Here is a 22989-nt window from a genome sequence, read left to right as displayed (position 1 = left end):
TCATTGGCTTCGATTGCAGCCTTAAGTGGCAGGTTGTTCAGTACGTTTAAACTTCAAACGATTTTTCACATCTCGGCTATCGAGAATACGTTGGCTGTGATCAATATCGAGCTTGGATTTTGCCAATCGATCATACAGCAGCACATTGACGCTCGCGGCCAAATTCATGCAACCAATTGTTGGGATGTATACAACCTCACTGGCTTGGTTAACTATCTCTTGTGGAATAGAACCATCTTCAGGGCCAAACACATACAGCGCTTTTTCCGGGTGAATAAACTCGGGCAGTGGTGTCGCCCCTTCTGCCAGTTCAACACAGACGATTTTCATCTCACTTGGCAAGTCCTGCGTGATCTCTACCATCGCGGTGAGCGGGATTTTACTTTGAATGTTTTTTGTGTCGGTTTGAAATTTCACTGCGCGATCATAACGCTCACCACTGTAGCGAACCGCGCATGCTTGGTAGCAACCTGCCGCGCGCATCACACCACCTACGTTGGTTGGGCTTTTAGGGTTACACAAACCAATGATCACTGACATTTCACGTTCCACAAAAAATCCTCTCACAATTTGGGGCGGGCAGTATAACGCTAAAATTTGCCTTGAAAGAAAAAATATCGATAAATCGTTCAATAGTTTTTATATTTTTCGTGACCTTTCTTGGAGTACTCAAACTGTCGTATTTCTTACATCAATATTTCATAGGGGGATGGCTTAATTTATTTTTTCACAGTTAAAGGATGAAAACGTGAAGATTATTAATAAAGTCATTCTATTTGGGTTGTCTCTTGCTGCTCATGCGGCATTGGCGGACACCGATATTTATTTAACCAATAACTCTGCGCTGCCAATGTCTATTGCCGTGAAACAGACCGGATCTGATCAGTTGCAACAAGGCAGTGAATGGCAGCAACACAGTGAAACGCTAGGCCCGTGGGAAACTAAAATGGTGCTCAGCTTTAACCGCTGGCAAGGGGTGAAATCTGGCAAAACGTACCAATTTGAAACCATGGTGACTTTGCCGCAAGGGCAGGTTTTCTCTTTACAGCAGAAGATGGAAGGTCATTGGTATAACTCAAGCATTGAGCATGGGGTACAAGCACGAGATATTCCTCTTCAGTGGCAAAATGATCGTGCGGTTCACCGTTATTACTCAACGCAGTTGATTGAACGTCCAACCGAGCTTGCGTTTAAATCCGTCAGCACCACTCGTTACGACGATATTTATTACACCATTACGCCAACGAATACAGAAGAAACACCCGATGCTGAGACCTTAAAAGTGATGACCTATAACGTTTGGGCGTTACCTGTGATTGCTTCAAATATTGCCGAGCGTTTTGCTATCATCCCTCAACATATCAAAGGATATGATGCCGTAATGCTGCAAGAAGTGTTTGCTGCGGGGCGTGATGCCTTTCTTCGAGAGCTGGCAAAAGAGTATCCGTACCAAACGAAAATGCTCGATAAGTCTGGGGTGAATATCCATGACGGCGGAGTGATCATCGTCAGCCGCTACCCAATTGTTAACCAAGGACAATATGTTTTCCCTGATTGCTCGGGAACTGACTGTTTTGCTGATAAAGGGGTGAATTATGCTGAAATCATCAAAAATGGTCAGGCTTATCATCTGTTTGCAACGCATACTGCCTCGTTTGATACCGATACCGCTCGCGATTATCGTCAACGTCAGTTCAGACAGATGCGCAGTTTTGCGCAATCGTTCTCTATTCCCAGCACAGAAACGGTGATTTATGGCGGTGATTTTAACGTGAATAAACGTAAATTTGCCGATGACTATCAAAACATGCTCGCGAATCTTGCGTCAACCGAACCTAGCTACGCAGGCTATACCGAATCAACGTTTGATCCGCGCATCAATGATTTTGCAGGAGAACCCTTATCCGGTGGTGAAAACGTGGAGTACCTCGATTATGTGGTGGTAAGCCAAGAGTTTGCACAACCAAGCGAACAACAAAACCGCAATACTGTGCTGGTGCCAAGAACCACGGACGAGCGTTTATGGCAGCATTACAATTTATCGGATCACTTTCCGGTTAAAGCTGAGATCCGCTAGATGCGTTGGGTTAGGTTATTGATCTGCGTTGCCTTAGCCGGCAGCGCAAGCTATTGGTGGGTGAAGAGGGATGAGTTTCCCACTATCCAAACACCCCCCAATAGAATTGAGGTTGCATTGCCGGGCACGGTGCGTTTGCCAGAGCAAAGTAGCGTTGCTTTGCTGGCTAATCGCGATCATCAAACCCATGAAGAGTGGACACTCGTTGGTGAAACGCTGCAAACAGAAATAGGCAAAGCGCTGAGAGAGAGAATAGAGCAGTTTTGGCAACAGTGTCGTCAGCAAAATGTGTGCGCTGCGCGGCTACAACAATTACAAACGCAGTTGCCCCATGAACGCTATGAGCTGGTTGCACTCTATTGGCAAAAACAGGCGGAACGTGACGCGTTGCTTGGAATGGAACTCATCAGTCAGGATACGGAATTAGGTGACAAAATGGCTTATGTAAAATCGATTGATCAACAAGTATGGGGGCGACAAGCGGATATCTTGTTTGCTGATCAGTACGCTTATGATGATTTTGTACAGCAACCCAATGACTACGAAGGCATTGCTTCCGTAGAAGAGGCGTTGCAGAGCATTGAACAGCGGCTTACACAGCATCAATATCAATGGGATGCCTTTTCATTAAACACAGGTAATGCACGCTATGAACAAGCGATTCGGCTGATCCCTCAACATTTATCGTTAGAACAGCGCTTAGAAGTACAACAAGGTTTGGCCGAACTTTACTTAAATGAACATGAGCGCAGTGAGGTGGCCCATCGCCAAATCGAGCAACAAGCGCAGGCTGCTCAAGTCATTGACTACCAGCAAGCGTTAGCGCAGTTAGAAAAGACGCTCTCAAACCAGAGAAAGACAGCCTATGCCACCCTTTCGACAGAAGAATGGGTGCGCTACGCGGCAAAGCAGCGTTATGAGTTTAGAAAAGCATTTTTTGCTCGTTAGGATGAATAAGATAACTACAGCGCTCTTTATTCACTCGCCATGAACCGTTAAACTCACCAGCAAATAACTGACTTGGATTGATCATGGCAACCTTATCTCTACAAGAGCAAATGCTAAAAGCGGGTTTAGTTAACGCCAAAAAACTCAGCAAAGCGAAAAAGAGCTCTAAAAAATCGCGCGTGCAAGCACGTGAAGTGAAAGCGGCAGTAGAAGCGAATAAAGTCGAGCAACAAGAGCGCGACAAGGCACTGAATAAACAGCAAAAAGAGCAGTTGTTGAGCAAAGAAATTCGTGCTCAAGTAAAACAACTGATTGAGATGAATAAGCTGGATCTAAAACACGGTGAAATCAAATACAACTTTGTTGATGGTAAGTTGGTGAAGTCACTTTATGTCGATTCATTGGTTCGTGATCAACTGAGTAAAGGAATCCTGGCTATCGCGCGTTATGAAGATGGCTATGCTGTCATCCCGGGTGTGGTAGCGGATAAAATCTTCATGCGTGATGAAGAGAGCATTATCGAAAATAAAACTGCCGATGAATCTCTACCTGCTGAAGATGATCCGTACGCGGATTTCGTAGTCCCTGATGATTTGATGTGGTAATTCCTTCCAGCTCTCCTTCTCAACGGAGGAGGGCTCTCGTTCTCCCTTCCTACCTCTACTTTCCACTTAGCCTATTTCCCCCAATGGTTTCGGTACTAATAGACAGAGTTTGTTGACAATGTTTGACAATCAAACTAAATTTAAATCAAATATTTTGATTATCAAACTAAGTGGGTGGGATTTTGCAGTTTACTACCGAGCATCGTCATAACTTTATCGCTAGCGCAGACCAAAATGAGAAACGCACGTTTTACGTTCTTTTGCTCACGCTTGTCACCATGGTAGCGGAGATCATTTCTGGTACTATTTTCGGTTCGATGGCTTTACTTGCCGATGGTTGGCATATGGGTACTCATGCGGCTGCTTTCTGCATTACGCTGTTTGCTTACCGTTATGCTAGAAAGCATGCACACAGTGAGAAGTTCTCATTTGGTACAGGTAAAGTGAGTGTGTTGGGAGGCTACACCAGTGCGATTGCATTAGGTATTGTGGCGTTGCTGATGGTGGTGGAATCGGTTCATCGTTTATTCAATCCCGAAGCGATTCAATTTAATGAAGCGATTATTGTCGCCATCATTGGCTTGCTGGTGAACTTAGTGAGCATGCTATTGTTGCATGATAACCATCACCACCATCATAGTGACCATGACCATGACCATGACCATGACCATGACCATGACCATGACCATGACCATCACGATCACAATTTACGAGCTGCCTATTTGCATGTTCTTGCCGATGCCTTGACTTCTCTTCTGGCGATTGTGGCGCTATTGTTTGGAAAATATTATGGCTGGAACTGGTTAGATTCTGTTGTAGGCATCGTCGGCGCTGCCGTGATTGCTAAGTGGACAATAGCTCTTATCAAGCAGACTAGCCCCATTTTATTAGATGAAAGCATCGAGCAACCCTATCGACGTTTAATTGAAGAAGAGCTAGCCGCATTTGCGGTGATTAAAGATCTCCATATTTGGAAAATCAGTGGTCATCACTACTCAGCTGCGATTATCTTAGAATCTCATGTTGATAAAACCGTGGCAGAATATAAACAAATACTGGCGAAGTTTGATAAAATCCACCACCTTACCCTTGAAGTTCACCCGATGGCATGATGAGTAATATCGAAAAACTGAATCAACAATTAACGGAATTTTACGACAAGATGTCCTCATGGGAGCAATCTGTGGTGCGAGAAACAGGCTACTCCCTGGCGCAGATCCACACCATCGAGGTGTTAGGTATTCATGGCCCGATGAGAATGAAAGAGTTAGCGCAAAAACTCGGTATCACAACTGGTACGCTCACCGTTCAAATAGAGAAGTTAGTGAATGCCAAGTTGATTGAACGCGGCGCGCACCCGGATGACAGAAGATCGATTGTCGTGACTTTAACCGCGGAAGGTCAGAAAATTCATCGCCAGCATAATCAGTTGCATGTGGAGTTAGTGAAAGATCTGACGAGATACTTGGATGCAAACGAAGAAACAGTATTACTCAACAGCCTGCTAAAAATGAACCAAGAGTTTTAAACTATGACCAACCACTTGCGACTTGCAAGTGGTTGGTCAGCTAATTTTCTGTTTTATTCTACCTGTAATGTTACATCAGAAAAATTCGAGTATGCATCGATCATGATATGCAGATCCTCAGCATTTGGCTCTGCTAAGCATTGCTCATTACTTCCTGATTGGTAAGGCCGACAATCAAAGACTCTTTTGGTCGGTGGATTGCCTGAAAGGGTATAGAGATCGGCATCGCCTTGCCCAGAGGTTATCGAAATTTTCACCGCTGTTTGGCGTTCTGATGCAGGTAAAATGAATCGTTTTTGTTGGCCTTTGCTCAAGGTGATGCCAGTAATGCTTTGCCCACGTTGGATGACGCCATCTTGCGGAGGTTGAGTGCCTCCTTTTTTCCCTACGGGCAACTGGTTATCAAAGAATGGTGCAACCTGAGGCCAGATTTTGCTGATTTTGACCCCTTGGTTTTCACATCCCCCAAAGTGGTGTAGTGCAATGACTTTATGGCTCTCAGAGGCCAATACAGGTGAACCAGAAGAGCCGCCAATAGTGTCACAAAAATACCCTGTGTCGGTATTGGCACCGCGACCATTGGTAGAGGCTATATCAATTTGGCACATGCCAGAGCCATTTTGATCGCTTTCTATCGCCAACTCTTTGGGGTTACCAGCGCCGTGTTGTGGAATATAAATACCCGTGCCGTAGCTGGGCTCTGAATTGTCTAAGCCTAAGTAACTAAATTGTCCTAGCTGCTCGAAATTAGCCACCGTGAATAATGTGTAGTCCAAGGTATAATCGGTGCTTAATAACTGATTGCCCATGACTTTTACTGTGGTATCCAAGCTACCGCCGCAAGTCGTGCGTTGGTAATTAAACCATACTTCAGTATTTTTTAGTTCAGAGGCTGTTGATACACAGTGGTTATTGGTGATCATGTGATTATTGGGCCCGACACGCCAAGCCGTGCATAAGCTACGGCCATCAATCAGTAGCCTTGCTACGGCGCTACTCCACGCCACTTTTTCAGGGTGTGAGTCGCTCCAACAAGCAACATCTTTTCTTTCATTGATGCCACAGGTTGAAAACAACCCAGAGTTATCAGCGGCTAGGTTCGGTTGTGATAACGTGGCACTTTCATTCCCTGCCATAAAATAGTCAATTGAGATCTGTGCTTGGTCAGGATGTTCACCGGTTTTCCACTCCACGATAACGCTATCCCCATTAATCGAGCGGGCAAATAAAGGCCCGTTCTCTGAACTGTCGTAGGTGATACTTTCATTGCTGTGTGGAGAGCGTAGTGTGACGCTTCCCCCTTTGCTGAGTTGAAACTTATCAAAGTGGACCTTAATAAAGCTGGCTCCCGGCGAATGGATTGGATAGTGAGTGGTTAGAGATTGGTGGGTTGTTAAAGAATGCGGATGGATTACTTTATCCGCAATGGTGGGGAGTGATTCTTTTTCTATTGAAGCAGTCGCTTGAGTAGAACTCAACACCACTGCTGCTATTAAGCCAAGTAGACGTATTGATAATTGCATTTTGATCTCCTCTATGTGGCAATAAATGCCTCATAAAGCATATGAGCCTATGAGAGTATTGGCTCAAAAATAGTCTCGATATGTGTGTAAACTTAATTGTGCGTAATATTGTCAATAGCAGTCCTCTCCAGTAGTCTCTCGATGATGGTAGAGGCATAGACTCAACAAAAAGTATCACTTTTCAATATTTAAAGCGTCAAAATGATACTTTCTGTCGGATGTTGTATGGGTGATGTTGCTAGACTTGTTCATGAACTTATTCATAGGAGAAAACAATGAACTCGACGATTTTTAGCTCGGCCATCGTCACCACGACGTTAACCACCAGCCTATTATTTACAGGGATGGCAAACGCTCTGCAACTCAGCAGCCGTGATATCCAAGAAGGCCACCCGATGGCAAAAACCTTTGAATTTTCAGGCTGGGGTTGTTCTGGGGAGAATCTTTCGCCGCACTTAATTTGGACTGATGCACCTCAAGGAACCAAAAGTTTTGCTATTACGGCTTTTGATCCAGATGCTCCGACAGGAAGTGGCTTTTGGCATTGGATTGCGCTGGATATTCCAGCGACAGTGAGTGAGCTAGCACGTGGGGTTGAAGTCAAAAAGCTCGGTGCAATAGAAACACGTATCGATTATGGCAGCGTTGGTTTTGGTGGTGCTTGTCCGCCAGAAGGGCACGGAATGCACCGTTACCAGTTTACGGTATGGGCTCTCCCGACGGAAAAACTCAATTTGGCGGCCGATGTATCACCTGCGGTGGTTGGTTTTACCCTCAATAGTTTGGCGTTAGAAAAAGCGACGCTGACCGCAACCTATACACGCTAATTCATGGGGGAGTGATGAATCACCAATACCAAGTCACCACCTTTCGAGCCGCTCAGCAACAAAGGCTGAGAAATGTGAGGATTCACTCTCCAAGCTTGATTCAGATCCAATCTGGCAGTAAAAAACTGTTTCATAAGGAAGAGGCCATTAATCTATCGAGCACTTCGTTATTGTTGTGTGAGGCCTCAGCTTCGCTCAGTTTCGAAAATTTACCAGAACACGGTTACTTCTCTTCAAGGCTGTTCAGTTTCACCTACCGCCCTACCGAGGCGATGCTTGCGTTAAGCGCAAGTCATGATCGCCCAGTTATGTGGCCTGTGATTTCAACCAGCCCCTCACTGAAAAGTTCGCTCAATGCGCTCGCCTCGTTCGATCTTTCGTTAATCAGCCAAGAAACCCAAGCCTATCTACTGATGGTGTTATACCAACAATTGGCTGAGCAAGGTGCGCTGCATTGGCTCTTTGAGAGTAATTCTCTACCCTTTGAGCAGAAGCTGAGAAACTACCTCGCCCAGGCACCAGAAGAAGAACATCCACTTGAGCGGGTAGCAACGCACTTTGCCATGAGCCGCGCGACCTTAATTCGACGCTTAAAGCAACATGGCACCCGTTACCGTGAGGTTTTGGCTGAAGTGCGTGTGAATCACGCGCTGAACTTAATGCAAAGTGGCCAACGAAATATAGCGATATTGGCACAGTGTTGCGGCTACCAATCGGAACAGCGATTTAATCAACGTTTTCGCAGTCAGTTTGGTTTAAGCCCCAAAGCGTATTTACAAACTCTTGGTATACGAGGTAAAGGTACGCTAGATAAAGAGACAAAAAAACAGCCCATTTTATCCAATGAGCTATTTTAAGATTGAGGGTAGATCAAAGCGGTTTAGACACTTCATCAACCAAATACAAAATGGATTGATATGGAATACCGCTGTGGTGTGATAGGCCAATTTCACAGGTACGGCTATTACTGAATCCGCGTTCGCAGTGAGCAGGGACTTGCTCTTTGAGCGGATGAACGGCCGCAGCATTCAGTTCTGGCGTGGTAAAGCCTTTATCGCCCGCCCAGCCGCAGCATTGAATATGCTCTGGCACAATCACTGTGCTGACGCAGGTTTGGGTCAATTTGAGCATGTCGGCTTCCAACCCCATTTTGCGCGCACTACAGGTGATATGCAGCATCACAGTTTCTTCTTTGGCTTTGATCGCTAAAGAATCCAGCAGATACTTATTGACAAAACCGACGGGTTCTAAGATCTCCAGTGGTTTAGTAAATTGTTCAATACTGCGTTTTGCACACGGGCTAGTGTCCATCAATACCGGATATCGCCCTTGTTGGCTAGCTTGCCATAACGCGGATTCTAACTGCTGCGCTTTTGACTGTGCAAGCTCATTCATTCCCTTGCTGTCATAGGGCATACCACAACATTGGCTGTTGAGCTCGTTAGGTAGGATCACCTCATATCCTGCTTTGTTAAGCAGCGATAAGGTCACTTCGGTTAATGGCCGCTGATCGCCCGCGCTGTTTTGTTGGCCCATATTTCGGCTCGCACAAGAGGGTAGATAGACCACTTTTTTCTCACGGCGCGGCAGGTTTTCTACTGCAATGGTTAAGTTCTGATGATTGGCTTGCGGCAGTTGTGGATACCAAATAGGCGTTTTGCCTTTGCTGAGTTTACGCAAGCCGTTGGTTGCGCCGCCGACTAACTTGTCGCCCAGCCATTTGCTCGCCAATTGGTTGGCACTGAGGCCGATTTTAGCCACGGCTGTGGTGGCGGCAAAGTGATCCGCTGTCCATGTAGCAATGGGGATGAATTTTTGGTATTTCGCGGTGCGCAGCTTTTTCACTAAATCGCCAGTGTTGATGCCAACAGGGCAGCGCTCAGCGCATAAGCCAGTTGCGGCGCAGGTGTCTAATCCTTGGTATTCAAAGACTTTTTCAAGCTCAGAAGCTTCTACCGTTTCACCTTGCGCGCGTCGACGTTGTAGCTCGCGGTACAAGACGATTCGTTGACGGGGCGAGAGTGATAGTGTGCGAGATGGACAAACAGGTTCGCAAAACCCGCATTCGATGCAGCGATCGACCAAGGCATCAGCCGCTGGCATCGGCTTTAGGTTAGCTAAGTGGGAACGCGGATCATCGTTGATAATAACGCCGGGGTTGAGCAAGCCTTGTGGATCAAACAGGGTTTTGATTTGTTGCATTAAGGCATAACCGTCTTTGCCCCATTCCAATTCCACATACGGTGCCATGTTGCGGCCCGTACCGTGCTCGGCTTTGAGTGAGCCTTGATATTTCACTGCCACTAGCTCGGCCACTTCATCCATAAATGCGCCGTAGCGGTCAATTTCGCTTTGGCTATCAAAGCGTTGTGTAAAGACAAAATGCAAGTTGCCTTCCAGAGCGTGGCCGAAGATGATGGCTTCGTGATAGTGGTAGTGATCAAACAAAGCCTGCAAGTCGCGCACACCATTAGCAAGGCTTTCTACCGGAAACGCCACATCTTCAATGATGACGGTTGTCCCCACTTCGCGCACCGCGCCCACGGCAGGGAACATCCCTTTGCGAATGCCCCATAAGGTTGCCACTGTTTTGGCATCGGAGGTGAATGGTACGGATTCGATGATCTGGTAGTCGCTTAGTGCTGCCATCACGGCGCTGCATTGTGAGTGAAGTGTTGCGTGATCGCTGGCGTGAGACTCAATTAGCAGCGCAGTGGCTTCTAGATCCAATTGCGCAATAAATACGGGCATGCCAGCTTTGTCAGCGACAGAGCGCATCGCGCGTCCATCCATCATTTCGACTGCCGCAACTGGGGTTTTGGACAGGGTCGTAACCGCTTGGCTAGCCTGCTCAATATCAGCAAAGACAAGCAGCGCCGAGGCTTTGTGCGCGTGCTCAATGACGGTGTTGTAGGTGATGTCGGCAATAAAACCGAGTGTGCCTTCCGACCCAATCATCAAATGTTCAATAATTTCAATCGGGTCAGAGTAATCAACGAGAGCATTTAGGGCGTAGCCAGTGGTGTTTTTTAGGCGATATTTGTGGTGAATAAGCTTTGATAGTGTGTGATTTTGCGCCGTTTGTGCATGAAGTTGAGCAATACCTTCAATCAATTCGGGTTTAGCGATTTTGAATGCAGCGATGCTTTCTGGGTTTGCGGTGTCGAGCACGGAACCGTCTGCGAAGACGATCTTCATACTATCGACAGTGCGGTAAGAGTTTTGCGCAGTGCCGCAGCACATACCACTGGCGTTATTGGCGGCGATTCCACCAATTTTGCAGGTGTTGATTGAGGCTGGATCTGGGCCGATTTTGCGTTGAAAAGGGGCAAGGTATTTGTTGGCATCAGCTCCGATGACCCCTGGTTGTAGGGTGATTTTTTTGCCCTCATCGTGAATGCGATGGCCGCGCCAGTCATCGGTTAAGGCGATCAAGACCGAATCAGAAACTGCCTGACCAGATAAACTGGTGCCAGCAGCGCGAAACGTGCAGTGAACGCCAAGCTCGCGGCAGCTTTTAATGGCAAAAATGACCTCATCAAGGCTTTGTAAGCGCAGCACAATTTTCGGCACCAAGCGATAGAAACTGGCATCAGTGCCATAAGCAAGGCGTTTTGCTTGCTGCGTGATGATGCGCTCAGGGTCGATGCGCGTAGCGAGTTGCGTTTCCAGTTGACGATAGGTGGCGTCTGAAAGAGTGCTGGCCATCATTGTTTCCCATTTTAAATTGAGGTTGTGGATAGGTTAACGTGCGGCTACCGTTGGTTTGTCATCATGAGATTAAAGTTTGACTAACGAGTCTCGTGACAAATCGGTAATGGTTTTCGCTCCGGTTAAGGTCATGGCAACGCGCATCTCTTTTTCATATAAATCGAGCAAGTTCTCAACGCCGCTTTGACCTTGCGCCGCCAATGCATAAACAAACGAGCGACCCAGCAGCGTGCAGTCCGCGCCCAGTGCCAGCATGCGTACCACATCAAGCCCAGTGCGAATCCCCGAATCGACCAGAATTTTCAGGTCGCCCTTCACCGCATCAGCAATCGCAGGTAAGGCTTTGGCGGTTGACAATACCCCATCAAGCTGGCGACCACCGTGGTTGGATACGATAATGCCATCAGCGCCAAAGCGCACCGCGTCTTTGGCATCTTCTGTATCTAGAATGCCTTTAATGATCATCGGGCCGTCCCAAAAGTCGCGGATCCACTCTAAATCTTTCCATGAAATGGAAGGATCAAAATTCTCACCAAGCCAACCAATGTAGTCTTCCAATTTAGTCGGCGTGCCACGGTAGGCAGAAATATTGCCTAAATCGTGTGGCTTGCCGAGCAAGCCGACATCCCACGCCCAGCTTGGGTGTTTCATCGCTTGAAACACTCGGCGCATCGCCGCGTTAGGGCCGCTCATGCCAGAATGCATGTCGCGGTAACGCGCGCCGGGAACGGGCATATCCACGGTAAACACGAGGTTTTTTACCCCCGCGGCTTTGGCGCGCTCCAACACATTTTTCATAAAGCCGCGATCTTTAAGCACGTAGAGTTGAAACCAAATTGGTCGAGCCAGCGCCGATGATACTTCTTCGATCGGGCAAACCGATACGGTGGACAGTGTAAAAGGAATGCCTTTATTTTCAGCCGCGCGCGCCGCTTGCACTTCGCCGCGCCGCGCGTACATACCAGTTAAACCTACAGGGGCAAGGGCGATCGGCATTGCAAGCTGTTCGCCAAACAGTTGTGTTTCTAAACTGAGCTCTGACATGTCATTAAGCACGCGTTGGCGCAGTGCGATGTCGGCTAAATCCGCGGTATTGCGTGTGAGCGTGTGCTCACCGTATGAGCCACCATCAATATAATGAAACAGAAAAGGAGGCAATTTCGCTTTCGCGGCAGCGCGATAGTCGGTGGAGGCTGAAATAATCATAGATTGAATCCTAATTTGTACAGAGCCGCCGCCTAGCGAGCTCTGCATTTATTACACAAGATTAATGGTTATAAAAACCAAGTTGATACCAAATCACATCACCAAACTTAGGGTTGCTGGGTCATTAGTACGTCGGTCATATTAAAGCCGTAAATCACCACTAAACCGATAAGGCCAGTCATCACAAGGTAGTAGAAAGTCGGAATAATGGTTTTGCGCAGCGTGGCTCCTTCACGGCCCAATAAACCGACCGTTGCTGATGCCGCGACGACGTTGTGAATCGCAATCATATTGCCCGCTGCTGCGCCAACAGCTTGTAGCGCAATGATCATCACACTGGAAATAGAGAGTGTTTGTGCCACTTCAAACTGGAACTGGCTGAACATCATGTTCGACACTGTATTTGAGCCGGCGATGAACGCCCCAAGTGCGCCAACGGTGGCACTTAATGCAGGGAAGGCATCACCGACTAAACCCGCCGCAAAATTGGCGGTAGTGACAGGCATGCTCGCAAGCTCTGCGCCATTGACGCCAGAGTTAATAAAAATGCGCACCATAGGGATAGTAAATACCAACACAAAGCCCGCACCGATCAGCGTTTTGCTTGATTCACCGAATGCTTTGATGAGTGGTGTCGCACTGCGTGACTGCAATATTACTGCCAGTAACGCGACAAAAACCAAGATGCCACCGGGAAGATAAAGCGGTTGAATGGCCGTGCTGATGCCTGTTTCAGCCAGAATGTTGTTAAAGGATAGGCTCACTCCAGCCAGCAGTGACTTAAATTCGCTGCTCACACGGCTTGCCACAAGGATAACCGCGAGCAGAACATAGGGAGTCCAAGCCAATGCAAGGCCCATCGGTTTAGCTTTGATCTCCTCAATATCAATTTTTAATGAGCCTAGCCACTCTGCGGGCCACGATTTCTCTTCTGGAAAATCCCATTGTGATTTGGGTACTAAAAAGCCTTTTTTCGCGGCCGTGACAACCAGTGCCAAGCTGATCAAGCCACCGATTAATGAGGGAAATTCTGGGCCAAGAAAGACGCCCGTTAGCGCGTAAGGCACAGTAAAAGCCAAGCCAGAGAAAATCGCAAAAGGCAAAATATCTAACCCTTCGGTCCAGCTTTTGTTTTTACCGAAAAAGCGCGTCAACATCATCGCCATTAATACTGGCATCAATGTACCGACTATCGCATGGGTGATGGCGACACTGGCGGTGATTTGCTGTAAATACACATCCCAACTTGAACCGTTGCTGATCAGCGTTTCGGTGATGTTGTGCGTATCTAACCCCTTGTTTACCCCAACAATAATGGGCGTACCCACTGCGCCGAAAGAGACAGGAGTGGATTGGATCATCATCCCCATCAATACGGCAGCCAACGCAGGAAAACCAATCGCAACTAGCAACGGAGCCGCGATAGCCGCCGGTGTACCAAAGCCAGAAGCGCCTTCAATAAAAGAGCCAAAACACCACGCAATGATAATGGCTTGCACACGGCGATCAGCCGAAACATCGGTAAAACCGTTACGAATGGTGGTGATAGCACCAGTGTGTTTTAAGGTGTTGAGTAGGAAGATTGCGCCAAACACAATCCAGAGCACGGAAATCGTGATGCCGAACCCTTGCAAAACAGAAGCGAGCACGCGGTTTGCCGACATATCCCAAAAGGTGAGGGCGATGGCCACAGTTAATGCAAAGGCCACGGGCATCGCCTTTTTCGCAGGCCAGTTGAGCCCGACTAAAAGAATCGCTGCCACCACAATGGGGGAGAAGGCCACTAGTGCCAGTAAAGTTTCGTTCATTGGATACTTCCTCGTAAAGTGTGCTCTTCGTACTAGCTCTAAATAGTAGGATAGTTGAGGAGCAGACATCCTGTAGGGGCTACAGACCTTTCGGCCACGTCGGGTAGCTAAATTATTATATTTGTGATGTTTTTGTTAATTCTGGGTGAATTTACTCCTTTATTTTTTATGGATATAGGGAAATAATGAAAATAATTAATTCCAAAATTGACATAATAAGATGCGAGCAGACGACCTAATATTGTTTTCACAAGTGATGGAACTGGGAAGTTTTAGTAAAGTAGCAGAACAGAATAGCCTTACAAATTCAGTAGTTAGTAAAAGAATGGCGCGTTTAGAAGAAGAGTTAGGCGTGCAGCTATTATATCGAACTACGCGTAAATTAACCCTGACCGAAGCAGGCAAGGCACTGTTACAGGGTGCGAAAAATGTGAAGCTTGCCACTCAAGAAGCCGTCGATGCGGTGGCTGGGTTTGGTGAAAATGTCAGCGGCCACATCAAAATGTCGGTACCCACTATATCAGGCGATCTAATATTGGCCGACGCGGTTGCGGAATTTTGCAATTTACACCCCGGCTTAACGGTAGACATGTCGCTTGATAACCGTTTTGTTGATTTAGTGGAAGGAGGTTTTGACCTAGTGATCCGCACTGGTTACTTGGAAGATTCAAGCCTAATTGCGCGGCATATTTTAGACTCACAGTGGGTTGTGTGCGCTTCTCCCTCTTATATTGCGAAAAATGGAAAACCGTTAAAACCGGAAGATTTAGTCAACCACAACTGTTTTCAATATGCCTACCAAACCACAGGCGCCAGCGAGTGGGAATTTAAAGGCCGCAAAGGAAACTACATTGTCACAGTGTCGGGCTGCTTTTCTACGGATAACGCCACGGCATTGAGAAAAGCGGCTTTAGGCGGCCACGGCATTGCTTATGTACCGCGCTGTTTGGTTTATCATGATTTTCGTAACGGCCAACTAGTGGATATTTTCCCGGAACAAGTGGGCAAAAAATTGGGTATATACGCCGTGTATCCCTTTACTCGCCAACCCCCGAATAAAGTCCGCTTGCTGATAGAGCACATCCGTGCCCGCTATTTGACTATTTCACACTATTTTTGAGTGCCAACTTATGTAAAGCATGCCTTCGGTCTGTATACCGTTCTGTTCCTTCCTCTTTTAGGGGAGGTTAGGAGGGGGTACTGCCAGCAACCAAGAAACACCCCACCCTAACCCTCCCCAATTAGTTTCGTGTTTGTTGGAGTTGTACTAATTGTGAAAAAGGAGGCCGTTTAGGGCTGAAAGGTTTATGGGGCTTGTTTTGAATTATGCGGTTTTAAAATATCAGCCAGCACGGAAAATGGTTTGGGTACTGGCTGAGTTTTCGTGGTTAAACGATTTTAGGTTGGCCGTCGGAAGCGGTAGCGCCACCATCGACGGGTAAATTGACACCATTGATAAACGATGCATCGTCGCTGGCTAAAAAGGCCACTGCGGCGGCAATTTCGCTCGGTTCTGCGGCGCGTCCTAGAGCGATGCGCTCGTTAAATTTATCTCTAATCTCTTGCGACCAACCATTGGTCATATTGGTTTTAACTAAGCTTGGGCACACGGCGTTAATTCGCACGCCAGCGGCACCGTGGTCTAACGCCATGGCGCGAGTGAGGTTGACTACCGCGCCTTTACTGGCGCAGTAAAATGCGGCACCCCAGTCGCCACCTAAGCCAGAGACTGAAGCGGTGTTGACTATGGTCCCCTGCGTTTTTAGCAGTTCAGGTAAGGCAAATTTAGAGCAATACACGACGCCATCAATATTCACCGCTGATATTTTCTTCCAATCTTCAACGCTGCTTTCTAAGACGGAGCCGGGGATGTGGATGCCCGCATTGTTGACTAAAATGTCGAGCTTACCGAAGCGTGATACGGCGTTATCGATCATGGCTTTTACTTTTTTAGGATCGGAGACGTCAATCACTTGCGCCGCGACGCGTGTTGAGTCAAAAGCTTCGATGGCGGTGGCGAGTTGCTCTTCATTCCAGTCGGCCAGTACTACATTGGCCCCTTCATCATATAAACGCTGTGCTATCGCAAAGCCGATGCCGTTGGCGGCACCCGTGACTAAAGCGACTTTATGGGTTAAACCATTCATATTGTTTCTCCTTCGATATGCTCAAAAATTGGATCTCGATTTTCTTGTGTTCTGGGTAGCATCAACTTGTAGTTGTCGCTGTAATCAACGGGGATAGCGATGACAGCAGGTCCTTGAGTTTCCATGGCTTGATGCAGCATAGGCATCAGTTGATGACGTTCGGTCACGGCAAAGCCTTGCGCGCCAAATGATTCGGCATACGCTTTAAAGTCTATCGGGCCAAATTTTATTCCGGACGGGCGTTGATACTTTTTCATCTCTTGTATCTCGACCATGTTGTAGGCGTTATCGACCCAGATGATATGTACAATGTTGCATTTTAGGCGGACGGCCGTTTCTAACTCCATGCTTGATTGCATGAAGCCGCCATCACCAGAAACAGAGACCACTTTGGTACTGGGTTTAAGCAGGTTTGCACCAATCGCCCAAGGTAGGGCAACGCCCATGGTTTGCTGACCATTTGAAATCAGCATTTGACGGGCGCGAAAACAGCTTAAATAGCGCGCAATCCAGATATGGAAGCTGCCCATATCCAGACACAAGGTGGTGTCTGGGGTAATAATGGATTGCATCGCTTTGATTAAGGTTAATGGATGAAACCCATGTTGAGATTGACGAGTAGGGTAGGATTTTATTATCTGCCGCTGTTGTGCCACTTCCTCTAAAATCGATAAGGCTTTGGGAGAGAGGCGTGCGAAATTGGTGACACAATCGATCATATCATCCAGTGATTGAACGATATTGCCGACAATTTCCACACAAGGTTGGTAATTGAGCTGATACTCTGCTGGTTCAATGTCTAAGTGGATTATTGGGGACTGTTTTGCGTTCCAAAGCTCTGGGTCGTACTCGATGGGGTTAAAACCAATAGTGACAATCAGGTCAGCATCTTGCAGCAATACATCTCCGGGCTGATTGTTAAATAAACCTACGCGGCCAGCGAAATGGTGATAATAGTTAATATCAACTGCCCCAGCGGCTTGATAGGTTCCGACTACAGGCAGTTGAGTGGTGCGCAAAAAACGGCTGATGGCGTGAGCATTTTCAGCGCGACTGGCGTGTAAGCCGAGTAAAACGACGCAGCGCTGTGACTGCTCGATTCGGGTAATGGCTTCTTCGATCGCTTCTGGGCTGGCTTGGCTTGAATGAGCATTACGTGATGGAACAATAATATCGGTGAGAGTGTGGTCGGATAACACATCTTGGGGAATGCTAACGAAACATGCCCCCGGTCGGCCTGATTCTGCCGTGCGAAAGGCATTGGCCATCACTTCGCTGGCGGCATCAACATGTTGAATTTCTGCACTGGATTTTGTGATAGAGCGGAAAATACTGACGGTATCCATACTCTGGTGCGTTTGCTTTTGTTGATCTGCTCGTTTGACCGCGCCGCCGATAGCGACCAGCGGGTCACCTTCTGAATTGGCAGTGGCAACCCCTGAAACCAAGTTGCCACAGCCCGGGCCTGAGGTCACCATAGTGACTCCGGCTTTGCCGGTTAAACGGCCGATGACGCCGGCCATAAAGGCCGCATTGGCTTCGTGACGCACTGGGATCATTTGAATATTGGTGTCTTCAATGGCGTCAAATAACCGATCAATTTTGGCCCCCGGAATGCCAAAAATATAGCGGACACCCAAAGATTCCAGCTGTTGAGCGATTAATTGAGCGCCATTTTTAGTGGTAGGTTTTGTATTCATTTTTATACCCTTATTGTTGACTGACGTTGACACTTCTTCACGAAGTGGTGGTGCTATCTGGCGGCTTTTTTCAATTCAATTCTTTTTCTCCTGTTCAGCGCTATTTTTCCGCTTTTTCAATCGCGGTTCGGATGTCATTGGGAGCTAAGTTGGCTTTAAGGAAATCTAGCGAAGTCGGGGTATCAATTACCAAGCGCGATACTTTGCCAATTTGTAAAAAGCCCGACGAAATAGAGTAGTCCTGTATGTGGCCGCCGCCTTTTCTATCTTCGGTAATGAAATGTTCGTGATACCCCGGAACGTTAATACCTGTGGTGTACTGCGGGCTTCTAAAACCGGCGATAACGCCTTGTTTTAAGGTGAAATTAAATGTTGGCTGCTCTTTTACAACATCCAACATTGGGCGAAATGGGCGAGTTTGACGCGGCACGGTACGCGTTCTGACAAACTGATATAAACCGTCAATGCGTACTGCGCAGAAAATATTGTCACTGGGTACTAGCTCATCAATCAGATGATGAATGTCAGCACGAGACATTTTAGAGGTGATGGGAACTTCGACATCAGGAGTGAAAAAAGTCATGACGGCGAAGGGAGTTTGCTGCGCTAAGTGTGCGGGGTTAGCCGAACCATCGGCTTTTAATTGGAAAACCTCTTTATCAAACGCGATCAGTTCACCGTCTAATTGATTGAATGTGCCCAAGCCAAAATCGCCATGTTGCAGCAGTTGTTCAACCGTTGTTGCGCCTTCATAAACGCCAGCAATCAACGCACTCATCAACGAAGTTTGGTAAATCTCTCCATCCCCCGTTACATGATGATATTCAGCAAACTCTTTCGCTACATCGAGAGAACAAGCACAAAGCGGAGTGTAGAATCCACGCATGAGAATAACCATTTATGCAATAAAGTGTATATTTAGATTGACTTCTCCACGTGGCTAAATCCAATATAAATAAGATTTATTTCTATATGGAAAATATATGGAGTTTCGCTATCTCAAGTATTTTGTGGCGGTGGCACAAACTCGCCATTTCACACGAGCGGCTGAAGTGTTAGGTATTGCTCAACCGCCGTTGAGTCAGCAGATAAAGAAATTGGAGCATGAGCTCGATACGCTGTTATTCAAGCGGTTACCACGTGGGGTAGAGCTGACCGAGGCTGGGCAAATGTTTTATGTCGATGCGGTCACCATCTTAAATGATGTGGATCGAGCGAAGGCGAAAGTAAAACAGCTGGCGCGTGGAGAAAAAAATGAAGTGCGGATGGGCTTTGCGACTTCGGTTGCGATGAATACCCAAATATTATCCCGAGTGCGGGAGATAAGGGACAGTTTTTCAAACGTGAATCTCACCGCGGTTGAGCAAGCGATGCCAGAGTTGGTTGAGCAGTTGAAAGCTAAGCAGTTGGATATAGCATTGGTGCGTTTACCTTGTTATGCCAGTGAGTCTTTAAAGCGGGTGGTTTTATTTGAAGAGCCTTTTGTCGCGGTGATCCCTTTAGGGCATCCCTTGGCTGAAAAAGATCGCCTTACTTTAGTTCAGTTAAAAAATGAGCACGTTTTGTTGTTTCCTCGTGAAACGGGGCCAGCATTGCATGATGGTATGAAAGCGCTGTTTGACGATGTGGGCATCCGTGTCGATCAACGTTTTTCGGCTCCACAGTTGAGGTCGATGGTTGCAATGGCTCAAGCGGGATTTGGCGTAGCTGTTGTACCCCAATCACTGGCTGAACATATCGATGATTCTGCCGTGATCACTCCCATCGAGGAGATGCCTTTTAACAGCCAAATTGCGGTGCTTTGGGAAGCCAGTAACTTAAATAAGCATGTGCTTAAGGTGGTGAAGGCATTAAGTCACCCAAAATAACATCCCCAGCATGATGATACTGGGGATAAAGCGTGCCAAAGTGGTAAGGTTAATCACGCTTACTTAGCGAGTTGAATGCAAAAACTCCACTGCTTTATCGGGATAGTCCGTAAATAAACCATCCACTTTTACAGTGTTGTAGAACACATCGAGCATCCCATCAAAGCTGTCGGCATAAGGTGCAATGCGATCGGGCTCTGCGCGAAAAGTATAAGGGTGAACGACTAATCCGGCGTTTTTAGCGGCTTTCATCAATGGCTTGATGACGATGTTTTCTTTGGTAGAAGCGTCGTCAACCAACATAGGTTTCCACGGGCCAATACCATCGGCGTAGGTGGCGACTTGCTTCATGCCGTTTGCTTCGAACATCCAATCATAGCTGTATGGCTGTGCTTGGTCGCCATCATAGATCATGGTCTCATTCCAATCGGTGTAGGCCATCAATTGAACCAGCTTGAGGTCCATTTTCATTGCTGGAAGCAGTTCATCATTAATGCGTTTTAGCTCGATAGGATCAAAACATTGCAGATAAACGTTCGACTCTTGACTGTCGTAACCATATTCCTTCAGCATTTTCAGTACCGCTTTACTGATGTCTTTACCTTCATGGCGGTGGAACCAAGGCGCTTTGATTTCTGGATAAATACCAATATCGTAACCGAGCGTTTTGTTCAGCCCTTGGATCAGCTCGATCTCTTCCGCTAAGGTTGGGACGGTGAAGTCTGATTTCCAAAGAGGGAAACGGTTGGGGAAACCAGCGGTTTTATTGCCTTTGTCATCGATATTAAAACCTTCAGTTACGCGCAGGCTTTTGATCTCTACCAGCGTAAAATCGATGGCGTAATAGCGGCCATCACCACGTGCACGGTCAGGGAAACGCTCTGCAACGTCAGTGACGCGGTCAAGATAGTGATCGTGCAGAACCACCAATTGGTCATCCTTGGTCATCACGACATCTTGTTCAATAAAATCAGGCTTCATGCCGTAAGCAAGCGCTTTGGCTTCAAGGGTATGTTCAGGCAGATAACCGGAAGCGCCGCGATGCGCTATCACCAATGGTTCTGCTTGAACCCACGCCGAGCTGGCTAAAGTAGCCATGGAAAGTGCGAGTAGTGTCAGTTTCATATTGTTATCCTTAAAAATTCCCCCTGACGTTGCAGGGGGAGAGTTTTGATTCAAAGTGAACAGTGCGTAACGTAAATTCAACACATTTAGGTGTCAGATTTATGATTGTGTTGACGCTTTTTCTTCCGCAATTCTGTCTTTTTCTTTATGGTGAGCACGCTCGCCAATGTAGGCATACAGCAGACAAAGGATAGAAATACCGCACGAAGCGACTAGGATCATAAAGCCGCCATCCCAACCAAAGTGGTCAACGGTGTAACCCAATACCGCATTTGCCGCTACTGCGCCGCCGAGATAACCAAACAAACCTGTTAAACCTGCTGCGGTACCTGCTGCTTTTTTCGGAGCCAGTTCCAGTGCGTATAAACCAATCAACATTACTGGGCCATAAATTAAGAAACCAATCGCAACAAGAGCCGCCATGTCGATACCTGGGTTACCAGCAGGGTTAAACCAGTAAATGAGTACCGCAAAAGTAACGAGAACCATGAATAAGATGCCCGCAGGTGCACGACGGCCTTTGAATACTTTGTCAGATATCCAACCACACAATAGCGTTCCCGGAATACCTGCCCACTCATACAAGAAGTACGCCCAAGAAGATTTATCAACGGTGAACTCTTTAGCTTCTTTCAAATAAACAGGAGCCCAGTCCAATACACCATAACGAATGAGATATACAAAAGCGTTGGCAATAGCGATAGACCACAACAATTTGTTAGAGAAAACGTACTTAAAGAAGATTTCCTTCGCGGTCATCTCATTCTCATGAGATTTATCATAGTCGTCTGGGTAGTCATCTTTGTACTCTTCAATCGGTGGTAAACCACAAGATTGCGGCGTATCGCGCAGTGTCATCCAAATGAAAATGGCAACTAAGGTCGCAAAAAAGGCAGGAACGTAAAATGCGGCGCGCCAGTCATCGTTAAATGCCCAAAGACCAAACAAGAAAAGAGGACCAATTAAGCCACCGCCGACGTTGTGAGCTACGTTCCATACAGAAACAATTTCCCCACGTTCTTTACGTGACCACCAGTGAACCATGGTACGGCCACAAGCAGGCCAGCCCATACCTTGGAACCAACCGTTTAAGAACAGCAAAATAAACATCGCAGTAATGCTGCCTGTTGCCCACGGCATAAAACCGAAACAGAACATCACTAACGCAGACATTAAAAGGCCTGCACTTAAGAAGTAGCGTGGGTTAGAGCGGTCAGAAACACTCCCCATTAAAAATTTAGATAGGCCATAAGCAATCGATACGGCGGCAAGAGCTACCCCGAGATCACCGCGGCTAAAACCTTGGTCAATCAAATAAGGCATCGCCAAACTAAAGTTCTTACGAACAAGGTAGTAGCCTGCGTAGCCGAAGAAAATACTGATGAATAACTGCCAGCGCAAGCGGCTATAAGTGCTATCGAGCCGCTCAGTAGCGAGCCTCTCGATATGCGCTTGGGGTTTAAAGATACCAAACATAGTTGACCTCATTATTGTAGTGCGATGGTTCTAAAGCTCGAACGATAAAAAATGTTTCATTCGAAAGAGAACGGCATTGTCGTGTGCAACCGAATGTATTTCTGTGACAAATGTTACAAGGGAATTAATTTGTGCATAAAAACAAATGATTAGTTTTCATTTTTTCATGGTTAGTGCCATTAAATTGAGATGTAATCGTTTTCACTTTTGTTCGCGAGATGTTTGTTTTTGGTTGTTTTGTCGTCAATTGAATCGCAGATAAGGAAAGTTGGCAAAAATTGTTAAACCATGAAGTCACTCGAAACTCACTGTGAGTTCAATGACTCATATCCTTTTTGATTGGAAAGAGAGTGGCAAAATAAGCAAATAGTCCAGTATTCCTGCCCAGATTTGACACTGCCTATTGATAATTCTTGCTAGCTTTGATTGGCAATTTATGT

Annotated in this window: 19 protein-coding genes; 9 read left to right on the top strand and 10 right to left on the bottom strand. The window is 46.9% G+C overall.

All coding sequences use genetic code 11. The features are described 5' to 3' along the window. Positions 1-21: 21 nt before the first annotated feature. A complete protein-coding gene (locus tag AACR75_RS08780; RefSeq protein WP_441351399.1) occupies positions 22-552 on the bottom strand; it encodes an RNA methyltransferase in 531 nt (176 codons plus the stop codon). Between the two features lie 196 nt (positions 553-748). On the opposite strand from AACR75_RS08780, the gene AACR75_RS08775 reads away from it, so the two are divergent. The 5 genes from AACR75_RS08775 to AACR75_RS08755 all read left to right on the top strand — a co-directional run bounded on the left by AACR75_RS08775 (position 749) and on the right by AACR75_RS08755 (position 5158). Further along, positions 749-2077, top strand: a complete 1329-nt coding sequence (locus tag AACR75_RS08775; protein ID WP_047687778.1) for a sphingomyelin phosphodiesterase — start codon at positions 749-751, stop codon at positions 2075-2077. Continuing rightward, entirely contained in the window at positions 2078-3025 is a 948-nt protein-coding gene (locus AACR75_RS08770) for a hypothetical protein (RefSeq protein WP_231564154.1), read from the top strand. It abuts the gene before it with no gap. 83 nt (positions 3026-3108) lie between these two features. Further along, a complete protein-coding gene (locus tag AACR75_RS08765; protein WP_026027777.1) occupies positions 3109-3630 on the top strand; it encodes a DUF2058 domain-containing protein in 522 nt (173 codons plus the stop codon). A gap of 182 nt (positions 3631-3812) precedes the next feature. Continuing rightward, on the top strand, positions 3813-4742 hold the full coding sequence (gene dmeF / locus AACR75_RS08760) for a CDF family Co(II)/Ni(II) efflux transporter DmeF (protein ID WP_047687791.1): 930 nt from the start codon (positions 3813-3815) through the stop codon (positions 4740-4742). Then, positions 4742-5158 carry a MarR family winged helix-turn-helix transcriptional regulator gene (locus AACR75_RS08755; RefSeq protein ID WP_047687777.1) on the top strand — a complete coding sequence of 139 codons (417 nt, stop codon included), beginning with the start codon at positions 4742-4744 and terminating at the stop codon, positions 5156-5158. The genes dmeF and AACR75_RS08755 overlap by 1 nt, the downstream gene beginning before the upstream one ends. A 53-nt stretch (positions 5159-5211) precedes the next feature. On the opposite strand, the gene AACR75_RS08750 is transcribed toward AACR75_RS08755, so the two are convergent. After that, positions 5212-6681 (bottom strand): serine protease, encoded by a 1470-nt coding sequence (locus AACR75_RS08750; RefSeq protein WP_047687776.1) that lies wholly within the window; start codon positions 6679-6681, stop codon positions 5212-5214. 275 nt (positions 6682-6956) lie between these two features. Between AACR75_RS08750 and AACR75_RS08745 the strand changes: the two genes are divergently transcribed. Continuing rightward, positions 6957-7508, top strand: a complete 552-nt coding sequence (locus AACR75_RS08745; protein WP_017044884.1) for a YbhB/YbcL family Raf kinase inhibitor-like protein — start codon at positions 6957-6959, stop codon at positions 7506-7508. A 14-nt stretch (positions 7509-7522) separates the two neighbouring features. Continuing rightward, positions 7523-8365, top strand: coding sequence for a helix-turn-helix transcriptional regulator (locus AACR75_RS08740; RefSeq protein WP_231564153.1), 843 nt, complete (start codon positions 7523-7525; stop codon positions 8363-8365). 13 nt (positions 8366-8378) lie between these two features. Here AACR75_RS08740 and AACR75_RS08735 read toward each other — a convergent pair whose 3' ends face one another. The 3 genes from AACR75_RS08735 to AACR75_RS08725 form a co-directional block, all read right to left on the bottom strand. Then, the gene (locus AACR75_RS08735) at positions 8379-11219 is read right to left on the bottom strand and encodes an FAD-binding and (Fe-S)-binding domain-containing protein (RefSeq protein WP_047687774.1); all 2841 of its coding nucleotides are present in this window, start codon (positions 11217-11219) and stop codon (positions 8379-8381) included. Between the two features lie 69 nt (positions 11220-11288). Further along, positions 11289-12425, bottom strand: coding sequence for an FMN-dependent L-lactate dehydrogenase LldD (gene lldD, locus AACR75_RS08730; protein ID WP_047687773.1), 1137 nt, complete (start codon positions 12423-12425; stop codon positions 11289-11291). A gap of 107 nt (positions 12426-12532) precedes the next feature. Continuing rightward, positions 12533-14233, bottom strand: a complete 1701-nt coding sequence (locus tag AACR75_RS08725; RefSeq protein WP_029189968.1) for an L-lactate permease — start codon at positions 14231-14233, stop codon at positions 12533-12535. Between the two features lie 220 nt (positions 14234-14453). Between AACR75_RS08725 and AACR75_RS08720 the strand changes: the two genes are divergently transcribed. Continuing rightward, the gene (locus AACR75_RS08720) at positions 14454-15353 is read left to right on the top strand and encodes a LysR family transcriptional regulator (RefSeq protein WP_013868134.1); all 900 of its coding nucleotides are present in this window, start codon (positions 14454-14456) and stop codon (positions 15351-15353) included. 268 nt (positions 15354-15621) lie between these two features. On the opposite strand, the gene AACR75_RS08715 is transcribed toward AACR75_RS08720, so the two are convergent. The 3 genes from AACR75_RS08715 to budA form a co-directional block, all read right to left on the bottom strand. Beyond that, positions 15622-16380, bottom strand: coding sequence for an SDR family NAD(P)-dependent oxidoreductase (locus AACR75_RS08715; protein WP_013868131.1), 759 nt, complete (start codon positions 16378-16380; stop codon positions 15622-15624). Next, a complete protein-coding gene (gene alsS / locus AACR75_RS08710) occupies positions 16377-18080 on the bottom strand; it encodes an acetolactate synthase AlsS (protein ID WP_047687772.1) in 1704 nt (567 codons plus the stop codon). The genes AACR75_RS08715 and alsS overlap by 4 nt, the downstream gene beginning before the upstream one ends. A gap of 100 nt (positions 18081-18180) precedes the next feature. Next, on the bottom strand, positions 18181-18978 hold the full coding sequence (budA, locus tag AACR75_RS08705) for an acetolactate decarboxylase (protein WP_052190311.1): 798 nt from the start codon (positions 18976-18978) through the stop codon (positions 18181-18183). Between the two features lie 85 nt (positions 18979-19063). On the opposite strand from budA, the gene AACR75_RS08700 reads away from it, so the two are divergent. Beyond that, positions 19064-19948, top strand: a complete 885-nt coding sequence (locus AACR75_RS08700; protein WP_017045956.1) for a LysR family transcriptional regulator — start codon at positions 19064-19066, stop codon at positions 19946-19948. 63 nt (positions 19949-20011) lie between these two features. Here AACR75_RS08700 and glpQ read toward each other — a convergent pair whose 3' ends face one another. Together glpQ and glpT are read right to left on the bottom strand one after the other, a co-directional pair. After that, the gene (gene glpQ, locus AACR75_RS08695) at positions 20012-21073 is read right to left on the bottom strand and encodes a glycerophosphodiester phosphodiesterase (RefSeq protein ID WP_047687771.1); all 1062 of its coding nucleotides are present in this window, start codon (positions 21071-21073) and stop codon (positions 20012-20014) included. A 99-nt stretch (positions 21074-21172) separates the two neighbouring features. After that, positions 21173-22549, bottom strand: a complete 1377-nt coding sequence (glpT, locus tag AACR75_RS08690) for a glycerol-3-phosphate transporter (RefSeq protein ID WP_026028652.1) — start codon at positions 22547-22549, stop codon at positions 21173-21175. Positions 22550-22989: the final 440 nt, after the last annotated feature.

This window comes from Vibrio sp. ZOR0018, from assembly GCF_963865925.1.
Lineage (GTDB): Bacteria > Pseudomonadota > Gammaproteobacteria > Enterobacterales > Vibrionaceae > Vibrio > Vibrio anguillarum.
Note: the sequence above shows the minus strand (reverse complement) of the source record. Positions and strands in the feature narration are given on the sequence as shown.

Bases quoted from the DNA above. Each gene is read 5' to 3' on its own strand.
- AACR75_RS08770 (WP_231564154.1), top strand. From the start codon at position 2,078: ATGCGTTGGGTTAGGTTATTGATCTGCGTTGCCTTAGCCGGCAGCGCA.
- AACR75_RS08765 (WP_026027777.1), top strand. From the start codon at position 3,109: ATGGCAACCTTATCTCTACAAGAGCAAATGCTAAAAGCGGGTTTAGTT.
- AACR75_RS08755 (WP_047687777.1), top strand. From the start codon at position 4,742: ATGAGTAATATCGAAAAACTGAATCAACAATTAACGGAATTTTACGAC.
- AACR75_RS08750 (WP_047687776.1), bottom strand. From the start codon at position 6,681: ATGCAATTATCAATACGTCTACTTGGCTTAATAGCAGCAGTGGTGTTG.
- AACR75_RS08745 (WP_017044884.1), top strand. From the start codon at position 6,957: ATGAACTCGACGATTTTTAGCTCGGCCATCGTCACCACGACGTTAACC.
- AACR75_RS08740 (WP_231564153.1), top strand. From the start codon at position 7,523: ATGAATCACCAATACCAAGTCACCACCTTTCGAGCCGCTCAGCAACAA.
- AACR75_RS08735 (WP_047687774.1), bottom strand. From the start codon at position 11,219: ATGATGGCCAGCACTCTTTCAGACGCCACCTATCGTCAACTGGAAACG.
- lldD (WP_047687773.1), bottom strand. From the start codon at position 12,425: ATGATTATTTCAGCCTCCACCGACTATCGCGCTGCCGCGAAAGCGAAA.
- AACR75_RS08725 (WP_029189968.1), bottom strand. From the start codon at position 14,233: ATGAACGAAACTTTACTGGCACTAGTGGCCTTCTCCCCCATTGTGGTG.
- AACR75_RS08720 (WP_013868134.1), top strand. From the start codon at position 14,454: ATGCGAGCAGACGACCTAATATTGTTTTCACAAGTGATGGAACTGGGA.
- AACR75_RS08715 (WP_013868131.1), bottom strand. From the start codon at position 16,380: ATGAATGGTTTAACCCATAAAGTCGCTTTAGTCACGGGTGCCGCCAAC.
- alsS (WP_047687772.1), bottom strand. From the start codon at position 18,080: ATGAATACAAAACCTACCACTAAAAATGGCGCTCAATTAATCGCTCAA.
- budA (WP_052190311.1), bottom strand. From the start codon at position 18,978: ATGGTTATTCTCATGCGTGGATTCTACACTCCGCTTTGTGCTTGTTCT.
- AACR75_RS08700 (WP_017045956.1), top strand. From the start codon at position 19,064: ATGGAGTTTCGCTATCTCAAGTATTTTGTGGCGGTGGCACAAACTCGC.
- glpQ (WP_047687771.1), bottom strand. From the start codon at position 21,073: ATGAAACTGACACTACTCGCACTTTCCATGGCTACTTTAGCCAGCTCG.
- glpT (WP_026028652.1), bottom strand. From the start codon at position 22,549: ATGTTTGGTATCTTTAAACCCCAAGCGCATATCGAGAGGCTCGCTACT.